The organism is Nocardiopsis mwathae, assembly GCF_014201195.1.
Classification (GTDB): Bacteria; Actinomycetota; Actinomycetes; order Streptosporangiales; family Streptosporangiaceae; genus Nocardiopsis_C; species Nocardiopsis_C mwathae.
In genome coordinates this window covers 28,132-42,285 of the sequence record NZ_JACHDS010000001.1, presented here as the reverse complement: position 1 = coordinate 42,285, position 14,154 = coordinate 28,132, and the positions used below count along the sequence as shown (strand labels likewise).

The window sequence follows — 14,154 nt, the reverse complement described above, 5'->3', positions numbered from 1 at the left end:
CGTGCCACCGAACGCCTACCCGGAACATCTGCGGATATCCAGGCTAACCCGCACCACTCGGAACACCCGTCGGGCCCGTCGGCGCGTCGGGACTCCCCGGGATAAGGCAGGGCGGGTCAGGAGACGCGGGCCGCGTCGGCCGCGTAGCGGTTGGCGATGTCCAGGACGTCGCGGACATAGGTCTCGGACCGGTTGTAGGAGAGGATCGCCTGCCACCAGTCATCCTGGTCGGTGAGGTCGCGCCCCTCGGCACACAGGTAGCGGGCCGCGGTCAGCGCGGTGTCGTCGATGTTGTGCGGGTTCGCCCGGCCATCGCCGTTGCCGTCGGCCCCCCACTGCTCCCAGGTCGTGGGAATGAACTGCATCGGCCCGACCGCGCGGTCCCACACGGGGTCGCCGTCGAGCTCGCCGCCGTCGGTGTCGGGGATGGCGGCGGTGTTGTTGGTGCCGTCCAGCGGGATGCCGATGACGTCGACCGTGGTGCGCCCGTCAGGGCCGATCTCGCCGCCGGCGTACGTGCCGTGCCGCGATTCGACCTCGCCGATCGCGGCCAGGGTCGGCCAGGAGACCTGGCAGGCCGGCTGCTCCTCCATGAGCCGCAGTTGGGCGTTGGCGTACCCCTGCAGGGCGCGGCGCGGCACGCCGCTGGCCTCGGAGATGGTGTCCAGCCACTCGGGCAGGGGGTCGGCCGACGTGGCGGGCTGCTGCTCGGCGGGCGAGGGGCGTTCGTCGGCGAGCACGCCGACCTGCTCCTCGGCGTCCGCGGCCTCGGCGGGGACGGTGTCGACCACGCCACCCGCCTCCTGAGGGCCGGGTGGTGGCTGCGGGGGCGCGGCCGACGGGCTCAGTCCGCCGACGACGGCGACGATTCCGACGGTCAGGCCCGCGGCGGAGAGAACGGCGGCGGTGGCCGCCACGACGGGTTTCCGATGAGGGAGGGGCTTTCCTGCGGACGCGTCGGCGTCCTGATCGACCCGGGGGGAAGCTGTCACCGACTACCTCATTCGCTCACCGAGCGCGCGCCGGATGATACGGGGGTGGTGCGTCGCACTCGGCACGCCCTCACTTTCGCATGGCCTACGCCGAGTGAACAACCTACGCGACTTCGCGGATCTCGGGCAGGGGAGAAAGGAAAAAAGCCCGGGGCGCCCTCGTTTCCCGTTCGAGCGGCGCCCCGTCCGACGGGGCCGTGCCGGCGGACCTCAGCGGTGCGGATTGACGACGACCTCGACCCGCTGGAACTCCTTGAGGTCGGTGTAGCCGGCGGTCGCCATGGTGCGGCGCAGCGCGCCCATCATGTTCATGGAGCCGTCGCTGGTGGACGCCGGGCCGTGCAGGATCGACCGCAGGTCGCCGATGGTCCCGACCTGCACCCGCTCTCCGCGCGGCAGCTCGCTGTGGTGGGCCTCGCTGCCCCAGTGGTAGCCGCGGCCGGGCGCCTCGCTGGCGCGCGCCAGCGGGGAGCCGACCATGACGGCGTCGGCGCCGCAGGCCAGCGCCTTGGCAATGTCGCCGCTGCTGGTCATGCCGCCGTCGGCGATGACGTGCACATACCGGCCGCCGGACTCGTCCAGGTAGTCGCGGCGGGCCGCGGCCACGTCGCCGATCGCGCTGGCCATGGGCACGGCCACACCCAGCACGGAGCGGGTGGTGTGCCCGGAGCCGCCCCCGAAGCCGACCAGCACGCCGGCGGCGCCGGTGCGCATCAGGTGCAGGGCGGCGGTGTAGGTGGCACAGCCGCCGACGACGACCGGGACGTCCAGGTCGTAGATGAACTGCTTGAGGTTGAGCGGCTCGGCGCGCCCGGAGACGTGCTCGGCGGAGACCGTGGTGCCGCGGATGACGAAGATGTCGACGCCTGCGTCGATGACGGCCTTGTGGTACTGCGCGGTGCGCTGCGGGGAGAGCCGGGCCGCGGTGATGACGCCCGCCGCACGGATCTCCTCGATGCGGCGGCCGATCAGCTCCTCCTTGATGGGGGCGGAGTAGATCTCCTGCAGCCTGCGGGTGGCGGCCTCATCGTCGAGCTCGTGGATCTCGGCCAGCAGCGGCTCGGGGTCCTCGTAGCGCGTCCACAGCCCTTCGAGGTCGAGCACGCCCAGCCCGCCCTGCTCACCGACGGAGACGATCGTCTGCGGCGAGGCGACGCTGTCCATCGGGCTGACGACCAGCGGCGTCTCGAACCGGTAGGCGTCGATCTGCCATGCGATGGACACTTCCTCGGGGTCGCGGGTCCGCCGGGCGGGAACGATCCCGATCTCGTCGAGCTCGTAGGCGCGGCGCCCGTTCTTGCCCAGCCCGATCTCCACCTGAGCCAACGCTTAGTTCCCCTCTTGCGTGCTTCACCGGCACGATCACCGGCGGGTACTGCCGCCGCGAGTTTACCGCCGGGACACCCGGGGGTGCCCCGGCGCCCTTTCGGCGGCGGGTGCGGGCGCGCTCGGCACTGCGGCCGCGGGCCCGCCCTGTCAGCGCTTGGAGTAGTTCGGCGCCTCGACGGTCATCTGGATGTCGTGCGGGTGGCTCTCCTTGAGGCCGGCCGATGTGATCTGCATCAGCTGCCCCTTCTCCCGCAGTTCGGCGACGGTGCGCGCGCCCGCGTACCACATGGACTGGCGCAACCCCCCCGCGAGCTGGTGGGAAACGGCCTGCAGCGGGCCGCGGTAGGGCACCTGGCCCTCCACGCCCTCGGGGATGAGCTTCTCCTCGGAGGCGACGTCGGCCTGGGAGTAGCGGTCCTTGGAGAAGGAGCGCCCGCGCATGGCGCCCAGCGACCCCATACCGCGGTAGGTCTTGTACTGCTTGCCGTTGATGAAGATGAGCTCGCCCGGGCTCTCCTCCACACCCGCGAGCAGGCTGCCCAGCATCACCGTGCTCGCTCCGGCGACGATGGCCTTGGCGATGTCGCCGGAGTACTGCAGGCCGCCGTCGGCGATCACCGGGACACCGGCCGGGCCGGCCGCCTTGGCCGCTTCCAGGACGGCCGTGACCTGCGGGGCGCCCACGCCCGCGACCACGCGGGTGGTGCAGATGGAACCGGGACCCACCCCGACCTTGACGGCGTCGGCACCGGCGTCGACCAGGGCCTGGGCCGCGGCGCGGGTGGAGATGTTGCCGCCGACGACGTCCGCGGTGGTGTTGGCCTTGAGCTTGGCGATCATCTCCAGGACGCCGGAGGAGTGGCCGTGGGCGGTGTCGACGACGATGAAGTCGGCGCCCGCGTCCACCAGCGCCCTGGCGCGCTGCTCGGCGTCGGGACCCACACCGACGGCGGCGCCGACGACGAGACGGCCGTCGGCGTCCTTGGTGGCGTCGGGGAACTGCTCGCTCTTGATGAAGTCCTTGACGGTGATCAGGCCGCGCAGCCTGCCGTCGGCGTCGACCAGCGGCAGCTTCTCGACCTTGTTCTGCCGCAGCAGCCGGAGGGCTTCGTCCCGGCTCACCCCGACGGGGGCGGTGACCAGCGGCATCGGGGTCATGACCTCGCGCACCCGGCGGCTGCGGTCGTCCTCGAAGCGCATGTCGCGGTTGGTGACGATGCCGACGAGGCGGCCGTCGTCGTCGGTCACCGGCGCGCCGGAGATCCGGTAGTGCGCGCTGAGCTCCTCGACGTCGGCGAGGGTGTCGTCGGGACGGCAGGTCACCGGGTCGGTGACCATCCCCGCCTCGGAGCGTTTGACCAGGTCGACCTGGGCCGCCTGCTCCTCGATGGCCAGGTTGCGGTGCAGCACCCCGGCGCCGCCCTGGCGGGCCATGGCCACGGCCATGCGGGCCTCGGTCACGGTGTCCATGGCGGCCGAGAGCAGCGGGATGCGCAGGCCGATGTTGCGGGAGAGCCGGGTTCCGGTGTCGGTCTCTCCCGGTTGCAGGTCCGAGTAGCCCGGGACCAGCAGCACGTCGTCGTAGGTGAGCCCCGGCGGCAGAACCTTGTCGCCGTCCCCCGTGTTCGTCCGCGTCATGACACCCTCACCCTCTTTTTTGCGACCGCTACCGCGTGTCATTTCATCCTAGGACGCTGACCGGCGCCGATTCTCCGTCCGGCATGACGACGCACGTCACACCGGCGGCGGCACCGTTCGGGACGCGTGCCGGCACTCCCCCCCGGGCGCGGTCAGCGCAGGCGGCGGCCGTAGGCGCAGTGGGTCCGGGACCGGATGCGCGAGGGGCAGCGGCGCCCGCGGGGGCCGGGCCGGAGCGGGGCGTGGTGGGTGCTGCTAGATGAGGCGGTTCGCCACGGCCACCTTCCGAAGCCGAGCAAGAGCTCGGTGCTGGGCAACCCGAACCGCTCCGGCCGACATTCCCAGAACATGTCCCGTCTCATCAGCAGATAGACCCGCAATCACGCGCATGACCAGCAGCCGTCGCTGCTGCTCGGGAAGTTCACTGAGCAGTGCCCGGGCCCGCTCCGCCTCGATGGTGCGGACCGCGGCCTCCTCGGGGCCGGGACCGTCGTCGGGATGGTCCGGCACCGCGTCGGTGGGAACGTCGCGGGTGGAGCCGCGCAGGGCGTCGGCCACCTTGTGCGCGGCGATCCCGAACACGAACGACGCGAAGGGCCGACCCATGTCCTCATAGCGGGGGAGCGCGGCCAGGAGTGCGATACACACCTCTTGCGCGACGTCATCGGAATAGTGTACGTAACCCGAGACACGGGCCAGGCGTGCCCGGCAATATCGGACCACCATGGGACGCACCTCGCGGATGAGCGAGTCCACCGCGCCATGGTCACCCTGGACCGCCAACGACGTCAGCTGGCTGAGTTCCGTATCGTGCCGCCGGGCACCTGATCGTTCCGCGAGCATGCCCCCCGCACCGCGTGGATCCGTCACGTATCGAATGATGCCCCCGCGTGTGGACCCGGCAGTCACGAACCACGGCTACAGAATGATCACATTTAAGGGAAATGCCGGGTAATGACACGCGTGCCCCGAGTGGGACCCGGGGCACGCGTGGTACGGCATGGGACCGCTGACGCGGGCCCGCCGCGCGTCCGATCGCGCGGACGGAGCGCAGATCAGTGGCCGTGACCGTGGCCGTGGCCGTGGCCGCCCGCGGCGTCGTCCTCGTCCTCCGGCTTGTCGACGACCAGCGCCTCGGTCGTCAGCAGCATGCCGGCGATGGAGGCGGCGTTCTGCACCGCGGAGCGGGTGACCTTGACCGGGTCGATGATGCCCTGGGCCATCAGGTCGCCGTACTCGGCCGTGGCCGCGTTGTACCCGTGGCCGACCTCCAGCTCGGAGATCTTGTAGGTGATCACGTAGCCCTCGGCCCCGGCGTTCTCCGCGATCCAGCGGGCCGGCTCGACCAGGGCGTTGCGGACGATCGCCACACCCGTGGCCTCGTCGCCGCTGAGGCCCAGGTCGTCCAGGGCATCGGCGGCGTGCACCAGGGAGGCGCCGCCACCGGCGACGATGCCCTCCTCGATGGCGGCGCGGGTGGCCGAGATCGCGTCCTCCAGGCGGTGCTTCTTCTCCTTGAGCTCCACCTCGGTGGCCGCGCCGACGCGCAGCACGGAGACGCCGCCGGCCAGCTTGGCCAGACGCTCCTGCAGCTTCTCGCGGTCCCAGTCGGAGTCGCTGGCCTCGATCTCCTTGCGGATCTGGTTGACCCGGTCGTCGATCGCGGACTGCTCACCGGCACCGTCGACGATGGTGGTGTCGTCCTTGGTGATGGTGACGCGGCGAGCCGAGCCCAGGACGTCGATGTCGGCGTTCTCCAGGGTGAGGCCGACCTCCTCGGCGATGACCTGCCCGCCGGTGAGCGTCGCGATGTCCTGCAGCATCGCCTTGCGGCGCTCGCCGAAGCCCGGTGCCTTGACCGCGGCGACGTTGAGCGTGCCGCGGATCTTGTTGAGGACCAGCGCACCCAGCGCGTCGCCCTCGATGTCCTCGGCGATGATGAGCAGCGGCTTCTTGTTCTGGACGACCTTCTCCAGCAGCGGCAGCAGCTCGTTGAGGTTGGCGATCTTGCCCTGCGTGATCAGGATCTGGGCGTCCTCCAGGACCGCCTCCTGGCGGTCGCCGTCGGTCACGAAGTAGGGCGAGATGTAGCCCTTGTCGAACTGCATGCCCTCGGTGAAGTCGAGGTCCAGGCCGAAGGCCGGGGACTCCTCGACGGTGATGACGCCGTCCTTGCCGACCTTGTCGAAGGCCTCGGCGATCAGGTCGCCGATCTGGGCGTCCTGGGCGGAGTTGGTGGCGACGTAGGCGATGTCGGCGCGCTCGCCGACCTCGCGGGCGCGCTCGATCAGCACCTCCGAGACGCGGGCCGCGGCCGCCTCGATCCCCTTCTTCAGCGACATCGGGGAGGCGCCGGCGGCGACGCTGCGCAGGCCCTCGCGCACCAGTGCCTGGGCGAGCACGGTGGCGGTGGTGGTGCCGTCGCCCGCGGCGTCGTTGGTCTTGGTGGCGACCTCCTTGACCAGCTGGGCGCCCAGGTTCTCGTAGGGCTCCTCCAGCTCGATCTCACGGGCGACGGTCACACCGTCGTTGGTGATGGTCGGCGCACCGAACTTCTTGTCGATGACGACGTTGCGGCCGCGCGGGCCCAGCGTCACTTTGACGGCGTCGGCGAGGCGGTCGACACCCCGTTCGAGGGCGCGGCGGGCCTCGTCCTCGAACTCCAGGATCTTCGGCATGGTGAGTTTCCTCTATCCGTGCAGGTACGTCGGAGATAAAGAGAACCGCCCCGCCCGGCTGCGAGCCGGCCGGGGCGGGATGTCACATGGGTGACGCCGGTGTGTGCCGAGATCTACTTCTCGACGACCGCGAGCAGGTCGCGGGCGGAGAGGACGAGGTACTCCTCGTTGTCGTACTTGACCTCGGTGCCGCCGTACTTGCTGTACAGGACGACGTCGCCGACCTTGACGTCCAGGGCGACGCGCTTGCCGTTGTCGTCGAGGCGGCCCGGGCCCACGGCCAGGACCTCGCCCTCCTGCGGCTTCTCCTTGGCGGTGTCCGGGATGACCAGGCCGGACGCCGTGGTCTGCTCGGCTTCGAGCGTCTTGACGACGACGCGGTCCTCAAGCGGCTTGAGCACGGTCTTGGTGGCGGTCGACACGGTTGTGACCTCCCCCTTCATGAGATGGTTCGAGACGTCATGCTTGACAAAAGGGGCGACCACGGCGGCCTGCCGTCGCGGGTGCCAGACCGGCCTCGTCGCGATTAGCACTCTACCCTTGAGAGTGCCAGTATGGAACATTAGTCGCGCCCGCAGGGCTCGTCAAACAACAGGTCACGGGGGGAAGGGCAGGCGGATCCGAGTGCAGAGCAACGGGCAGGTCACGGCGTTTCAGGCGCTGCTCACGCCTGCCGGACGACGCCTTGTGGACACCCTGGACCCGGCGGAGGTGGAGGCCGATCCCCTCGGCGTCGCCACCCGACTCCGGCGGAACCCGCCCCACGGCGCGGAGGGCCTCGGCGTCGAGCTGTCCGACCTGGTCGGTGCGGCCCTCACACAGGCGCGCCTGCGCGGACGCGCGCGGGAGAAGTTCGGCGGGCTGGCCGAGCGCATGTACTTCACCCCCGACGGGCTGGAGCAGTCGACCCGCCTGGTGGTCTCCGCCTACCGCGCCCGCCGGTTCACCGCCGCGCTCCCCCCGGACGCCCTGGTCGGCGACCTGTGCTGCGGGATCGGGGCCGACCTGCTGAGCCTGGCCGAGGCCGGGCTGCGGGTGGAGGGGGTCGACGCCGACCCGTTCACGGTGGCGGTGGCCGGCGCCAACGTCGAGGCCCGCGGGCTGGCCTCCCGCGCTCGGGTGTGCCGGGGCGACGTCGGCGCGGTCGAGCCGGGCGGCTACGACGCGGTGTTCTGCGACCCGGCCCGCCGCGGCAAGCGCGGCCGCATCTTCGACCCGGACGCCTACTCACCGCCGTGGAGCACCGTGATGGGACTGGCCCAGGGGGCTCCCGCCGCGTGTGTGAAGGCGGCGCCGGGGATCCCGCACGAGCTCGTGCCCGCGGGGGCCGAGGCGGAGTGGATCTCGGTGGGCGGCGAGGTGAAGGAGGCCGCGCTGTGGTTCGGAGCGCTGGGCGACGGCGGCCGCCGGGCCACGCTGCTGCGCGAGGGTGCCGAGCCGGCCACACTGGCCGCCGACCCGGCGCTGGGGCCGCCGCCGGTCGCCGAAGCCGGCCGCTACCTGTACGAACCGGACGGCGCGGTGGTCCGCGCCCACCTGGTCGCCGAGGCGGCGGTACTGCTCGACGGTGCGCTTCTGGACCCGCACATCGCCTACGTCACCTCCGACCGGCTCGTCGCCACACCGTTCGCCCGCGCCTTCGAAGTGATCGATGTGCTGCCCTTTTCGGTTAAGCGGCTGCGGTCGGCTCTTCGGGAGCGCGGCGTCGGGAACGTAACGATCAAGAAACGCGGGTCAGCGGTCGACGTGGATAAACTCCGCCGCGATCTCCGCCCCTCGGGCCCGGGGTCGGCCGTGGTCGTGCTCACGAGGATCGGCGAGCGCCCCGTGTCGCTGCTGTGTTCCGAGGTCACGGACTTCCGGTAAAGAGAGTTTCCGGAACTCCGGAAAAGGGCCGACGTGACGGTGCAGACAGTCGGTACTAATGTGACGAACACCGGTGTTCCATCCGGAACCGATGTCTTTTCTCGCTGGATCACGGTGAACGCTGTCCATGTCGTTAGACTGACCCCCACTGAATCCATTCCCCCTACTCCCGGATTGTCTCCGCGTCGCCTGCGCGGGCGCACGGCGAGCCCCCGACCGACAGCGGCTCACCACGCCTCGCGGGCTTACGGCGAGTAGGCGTCGGACATCCGAATGTGAACGCCGGTACGTCGGCAGGTCCCGCCCCTCGACTCCGTGCCGGCGAACTTCTCCACACCACCCCTGGCCTCCCGTCGGAGGAGGACGGGGCGCCAGAGCCAAAGGAGCACCTCGGTGGAACAGTCCAACCACAACTTCCTCAACGGAGGAGGTCAGACCGGGATCTCCGACCGAATGCGGGACCTCCTCTCACGGGCCGCGCAGGACCAGGTCTCGGAGCAGAAGACGCAGGGCGCGATCTCCGAGGAGATGCGCCAGCGCCTGGAGGGCATGGAGTGGCTGCTACGCGAGTTCCGTGAGCGGGAGTTCGCCACCCTGGCGGAAGGCCTCGCCACGGTGCAGGGGCGCGTCGACGAGCTGACCACCCGGCCGCCGGAGTGGGCCGAAACCCTGGCCGAGCACATCGCCCTGGTCGGGGAGCGGGTCAAGCCACTGGCCGAGATGGCGACGCTGCGCACCGACGTCCGCCAGATCGGCGGCAACGTCGACACCGCACTGACCCGCCTGCAGGGCGTCATCGAGACCGGTGACCGCACCGCCTCCCAGGTCGACGCGGCCAACGGCCGCCTGGAAGACCTGTCCGCCGCGATCGAGGCGCGCTTCGCCCGCGTGGATGAGGCCGTGGAGTCCCTGGCCGCCCGCGCCGCTGCCCTGGAGACCGCGGTCGCGGGCCTCGCCGAGCGCGCGGAGTCGCGGCATGAGACCGCGCTGGCCGCGGCGGCCGAGCAGCACGAGGCGCTGAGCACGGCCGTCGCCGAGGGCCGCGCCGCTGTGGAGCAGGCGGTCGCCGACGGTCGGCGGTCCCTGGCCGAGGCCGCCGCCGAGCAGCACGAGGCGCTGCGGGCCGCCCTGGCCGAGCAGCACGAGGCGGTCACCGCCAAGCTCGACACCACCGCCGAGGAACTGCGCGGCACCGCTCAGGAGCACCACACCGCCGTCACCACCAGGCTGGAGGGCACCGCCGAGGAGCTGGGCGGCCGACTGGACACCTCCACCGAACTGCTGAGCGGCAAGCTGGACAGCGCAGCCGAGGAGCTGCGCGCCAAGGTCGACGCCAGCACCGACGACCTGCGCGGCAGCACCACCGAGCAGCACACCGCGCTGGCCGCCAAACTCGACGACGGAATGCAGGCGCTGACCGGTACCGCCACCGAGCAGCACGAGGCGCTGACCGCCGCGCTGCGCGAGAGCGTCGCCAACCTCAGCACCCAGGCCGATGAGAACCACGCGGAGGCCACCGCTGCGGTCGCCGACACCAACAGCGCGGTCGTCAAGCTGGCCGAGGCCACCGACGAGAAGCTCGGGGCGTTCGGCGCCCACCTGCGCGAGCGCCTCGGCGAGCTCAACGAGCAGTTGGAACTCCAGCGCGCCGAACTGCGCGAGCGCGACGACCAGCAGCGCGAGAGCATCCTCGCGCGACTGGAGGAGACCACCCGGAACCTGCGCGCCAAGGCCGAGGAGGACCTGGAGGCGGCCACCACCGCGCTCGCCGAGATGCGGACCTCGCTGGACCGCAACGTCCAGGCGCTCAACGAGAAGGTCGACGAGCGGCACCTCGGGCTGGCGGAGCTGACCGAGCAGCACCAGTCGGCCGTCGCCGAGCACCTGGAACAGCACCGGGGCGCGGTCGACGACCGGCTGGAGGAGTACCGGGCCTCCGTCGACGACCGCCTGGAGCAGCAGCACCGGGAACTGAACGCCAAGGTCGACCAGCACCTCAACACCATCACGGGCAAGTACGAGCACGGGCTCGGCCGCCTCTCCGACCGCTTCGACAGCTTCGAGGGCCACTTCGAGGGCAGCTTCGAGGGGATCGACGGCAAGATCGACGGCGTCGACGGCCGCCTCGACGGCCTCAACGGCCGCCTGGACGGCATCGACGGCCGGGTCACCGGTGTGGAGGGCCAGTTCGAGGGCGTCAACGGCCACATCAGCGGCGTCGACGGCCGCCTGGAGGCCGTGGACGACCGCCTGGAGGCCCTCAACCAGCGTCTCGCCCAGTTGCCGGCCTCGCTGGAGGTCAGCGAGGTGCACCGCCGCCTCACCGAACTGGTCGACCGCCCGGTCATCGACCACTCCGACCGCTTCGACGCGGTCGACCGCGCCCTGGTCGAATCGCTGGAGCCGATCCTGCGCGAACTCCAGAACCGCCCGGACCGGCACGAGTTCGAGGAGACCGTCAACGAGGCCGTGGAGACGTCCCACGACGACGTCACCAAGCGCCTGGCCTCCCTGGAGGAGACCATGCTCGCCCTGGCCGAGGCGCTCCTGCGCCCGGCCCGCGACGGCAAGAAGAAGCGCCGCCGCGACGAGGACGACGAAGACGACGAGTAGACCCGGACGTCACCACCGCATGACCACCGAGGGCCGGTCCGCACGGACCGGCCCTTTTGCCTCAGCCTGTGGAAAGCCTCGCCGCTCCACGACCAACCGGCCTACCATGGGTCACAGGCGAAGTCAGGGGAGTGAACATGGCGCTCAGCCTGCCGGACCGCAGAACCACCGCCGGTTCGTTGCGCCGCCTAGTGGAGGAAGCCCCCACACCCAGGGGGTTCCGGGTCGAGATCATCAGGGGACGCATCGTGATGTCGCCCACGCCCTCGTTCAAGCACGGGGGCACCGTCCGACGCATCGGACAGCAGCTCCTCGCCCAGCTCGACGAGAATCGGATCGCGCAGCAGATGTACTCGATCGCTTCTCCGATCGACGCCGACGACTACACCTCGCCCGGCCTGGTGGTCGTTCCTGCCGCAGTCGAAGATGAGGACGGCTGGCTACTGGACGCCGATGCCGTGGACCTGACCGTCGAGGTGGCCTCACCGGGCAATGCGAACTGCGACTTCACCGACAAGCTCGAAGAGTACGCCGCCTGGCACATCCCGGTTTACCTCCTGGTCGATCCCCGCAAGGGTGGCGTGTTCGTCTACTCGGACCCGGCCAAGGGCAGGTACCGCACAACGCATGAGGCCGGCTTCGGGGAGGTCATCGAGCTCCCCGGTCCGCTCGACGGCATCCGGATCGAGACCGCGGACTTCCGGATGTACGGGTCATCGGCCTCCACGGACGGAACGAAGACGTCTCCGAACCACTAGACGGCCAGCGGGCGGTCCACCGGCAGGGAGGTGTCGGTGGCCAGGTCCAGGGTGGACGGGGGGAGGCCGGCGGCGACGACCTCGGCCCCCAGGGCCGCGATCATGGCGCCGTTGTCGGTGCACAGGCGCGGCCGGGGCACGCGCAGCTCGATGCCGGCCTCCGCACAGCGCTGTTCGGCCAGGGCGCGCAGGCCGGAGTTGGCGGCGACACCACCGCTGATCACCAGGGTGCCCACCCCGTGTGCGACGCACGCGTCGACGGCCTTGCGGGTGAGCACGTCGGCGACGGACGCCTGGAACGCGGCGGCGATGTCGGGCACCGACAGGGCGTCGCCGTTGCGCTGCCCGTCCTCCACCCAGCGGGCGACCGCGGTCTTCAAGCCGGAGAAGGAGAAATCGTAGGTTCCGTCGCCCCACTTGCCGCGCGGGAAGCGGATCGACATCGGGTCGCCCTCGCGTGCCGCGCGGTCGATGTGCGGGCCGCCCGGGTAGGGCAGGCCGAGCAGCCGGGCGACCTTGTCGTAGGCCTCACCGGCGGCGTCGTCGACGGTGCCGCCGAGCGACCGCACGTCGGTGGCCACATCGCGCACCAGCAGCAGGGAGGTGTGGCCGCCCGAGACCAGAAGCGCGATGGCGGGCTTGGGCAGCGGGCCGTGCTCCAGCTGGTCCACGGCCACGTGGCCGACGAGGTGGTTGACCCCGTACAGCGGCTTGTCCAGGGCGAGCGCGTAGGCCTTGGCGGCGGAGACGCCGACCAGCAGAGCCCCGGCCAGACCCGGGCCGGCCGTGACGGCGATCGCGTCGACATCGGAGAGCTTCACCCCGGCGCCGTCGAGTGCGCGGTGCACGGTCGGAACCATCGCCTCAAGGTGGGCGCGGCTGGCCACCTCGGGGACGACGCCGCCGAAGCGGACGTGCTGCTCCACGCTGGAGGCCACCTCGTCGCCGAGCAGCTCGCAGCCGCGCACGAGGCCGACGCCGGTCTCGTCGCACGAGGTCTCGATCCCCAGGATCAGAGGCAGGTCACGGTTGCTCATCGCGTCTTCTCTTCATTCTCCGCCGCGCGGCGTCGGCCAGCCGCGCCCGCGGGGGTGCTCAGGTCCGTGGTGGCGGCGCCGCCTGCGGCCCGCTCCGCGGGCGAGGCCGAGCGGCGCATCACGATCGCGTCGGCGTCGGTGTAGTAGCGGCGTCGGATGCCGATCTCGGTGAACCCGAAGCGGCGGTACAGCTCCTGGGCGCGCGGGTTGTCGGAGCGCACCTCCAGGAAGAGGTCGGTGACGCCGCGCTCGGCCGCCCGGGTGATGAGCTCCGTCAGCAGTGTCGAGCCGATGCCCCTCCCCCAGTGGCCCACGGCGACGGCGATGGTCTGCACGTCGCCCTGCGGCGGCACGGCGCGCAGGCCGGCGTACCCGACGACCGCCGCCGGGTCGCCCTCCTCGTGGGCGACGACGTAGTGGCGGGACGGTTCGGCCATCTCGCCGCGCAGCATCGACTCGGTCCACGCGTCCTTGGGGAACAGCACCCGCTCCAACCCGATCACGAGGGCGATGTCGGCGTCGGTCATCCGCCGCAGCCCGACACCGGCTCCGGTGCCCGCGCCGGGCGTCACGCCTGCCATTGCCGCACCTTCTTCGGTGTCCCGGGGACGGCGGCATCCGGTCGGCGCAGGTAGAGCGGCCGGGGCTCGGGCAGCTCCTCGCCCGCCGCCAGTCGACGCAGCGCGAGCTCACCCAGTGCCGCGGCGGACGGGTACAGCGGTTCGGCGGCCTCCGGGTCCTGCCCGAACGCCTCGGCGTACATGTGCGCGCCGTGGCCGATCACCGGCAGCCCTCCGGTGTCGACGTCGGCGGGGCGGTCGACGGCGATCTCCCCGGCACGGGTGGACGCGTCGGCGTAGCGGGCCCAGAACACCTCCCTGCGGCGCGCGTCGCTGGCCGCGATGAAGGGGGTGGTCCGGCCGGAGGCGAACGCGATGGCGTCCAGAGTGGCGACCCCGTGGCACGGGATGGCCAGGGCGTCGGCGAGGGCCAGCCCGGTGGCCAGGCCGACCCGCAGCCCGGTGTAGGGGCCGGGGCCGATGCCGACCGCGACGTGGGTCAGCTCGGCGAGGGTCGCGCCCGCCTGCTCGACGACGTCGCGCACGCCGGGGGTGAGGAGTTCACCGTGGCGGCGCGCGTCGACCGAGGATGCGCTCGCGCGCACCCGGACCTCGGCGCCGGAGAGCTCGCAGACCGCGGCGGTGACGGCCGGGGTCGCGGTGTCGAAAGCCAGTAGCAGCAC

At 71.5% G+C, this 14,154-nt stretch carries 11 protein-coding genes and 1 pseudogene; 3 read left to right on the top strand and 9 right to left on the bottom strand.

The genetic code is table 11. From position 1 onward, the window contains the following. Positions 1-116: 116 nt before the first annotated feature. From HNR23_RS00200 to groES, 6 genes are all read right to left on the bottom strand, one after another. Positions 117-992 (bottom strand): lytic murein transglycosylase, encoded by an 876-nt coding sequence (locus HNR23_RS00200; protein ID WP_184072299.1) that lies wholly within the window; start codon positions 990-992, stop codon positions 117-119. Between the two features lie 210 nt (positions 993-1,202). After that, the gene (locus HNR23_RS00195) at positions 1,203-2,309 is read right to left on the bottom strand and encodes a GuaB3 family IMP dehydrogenase-related protein (RefSeq protein WP_184079658.1); all 1,107 of its coding nucleotides are present in this window, start codon (positions 2,307-2,309) and stop codon (positions 1,203-1,205) included. Between the two features lie 159 nt (positions 2,310-2,468). After that, entirely contained in the window at positions 2,469-3,959 is a 1,491-nt protein-coding gene (gene guaB / locus HNR23_RS00190; RefSeq protein ID WP_184072297.1) for an IMP dehydrogenase, read from the bottom strand. Between the two features lie 255 nt (positions 3,960-4,214). Beyond that, entirely contained in the window at positions 4,215-4,802 is a 588-nt protein-coding gene (locus tag HNR23_RS00185; protein WP_184072295.1) for a sigma-70 family RNA polymerase sigma factor, read from the bottom strand. A 212-nt stretch (positions 4,803-5,014) separates the two neighbouring features. Next, the gene (gene groL, locus HNR23_RS00180; RefSeq protein WP_184072294.1) at positions 5,015-6,637 is read right to left on the bottom strand and encodes a chaperonin GroEL; all 1,623 of its coding nucleotides are present in this window, start codon (positions 6,635-6,637) and stop codon (positions 5,015-5,017) included. Between the two features lie 113 nt (positions 6,638-6,750). Next, positions 6,751-7,059, bottom strand: coding sequence for a co-chaperone GroES (gene groES, locus HNR23_RS00175; RefSeq protein ID WP_449406824.1), 309 nt, complete (start codon positions 7,057-7,059; stop codon positions 6,751-6,753). A 202-nt stretch (positions 7,060-7,261) separates the two neighbouring features. Here groES and HNR23_RS00170 point away from each other — a divergent pair, with 202 nt between their 5' ends. From HNR23_RS00170 to HNR23_RS00160, 3 genes are all read left to right on the top strand, one after another. Next, complete coding sequence (locus HNR23_RS00170) at positions 7,262-8,503, top strand: THUMP-like domain-containing protein (protein ID WP_184072290.1); 1,242 nt, start codon at positions 7,262-7,264, stop codon at positions 8,501-8,503. 393 nt (positions 8,504-8,896) lie between these two features. Further along, complete coding sequence (locus tag HNR23_RS00165; RefSeq protein WP_184072287.1) at positions 8,897-11,116, top strand: hypothetical protein; 2,220 nt, start codon at positions 8,897-8,899, stop codon at positions 11,114-11,116. A 137-nt stretch (positions 11,117-11,253) separates the two neighbouring features. After that, on the top strand, positions 11,254-11,874 hold the full coding sequence (locus tag HNR23_RS00160) for a Uma2 family endonuclease (RefSeq protein WP_184072285.1): 621 nt from the start codon (positions 11,254-11,256) through the stop codon (positions 11,872-11,874). Here HNR23_RS00160 and tsaD read toward each other — a convergent pair. From tsaD to tsaB, 3 genes and pseudogenes are all read right to left on the bottom strand, one after another. Then, the gene (gene tsaD, locus HNR23_RS00155) at positions 11,871-12,911 is read right to left on the bottom strand and encodes a tRNA (adenosine(37)-N6)-threonylcarbamoyltransferase complex transferase subunit TsaD (protein ID WP_184072283.1); all 1,041 of its coding nucleotides are present in this window, start codon (positions 12,909-12,911) and stop codon (positions 11,871-11,873) included. The two genes, HNR23_RS00160 and tsaD, sit on opposite strands and share 4 nt — an antisense overlap. A gap of 86 nt (positions 12,912-12,997) precedes the next feature. Beyond that, positions 12,998-13,492, bottom strand: a pseudogene (gene rimI, locus HNR23_RS00150) (ribosomal protein S18-alanine N-acetyltransferase); the annotation flags it as partial. Further along, positions 13,480-14,154 carry a tRNA (adenosine(37)-N6)-threonylcarbamoyltransferase complex dimerization subunit type 1 TsaB gene (gene tsaB / locus HNR23_RS00145; RefSeq protein ID WP_184072278.1) on the bottom strand — a complete coding sequence of 225 codons (675 nt, stop codon included), beginning with the start codon at positions 14,152-14,154 and terminating at the stop codon, positions 13,480-13,482. The gene tsaB and the pseudogene rimI, both read right to left, overlap by 13 nt.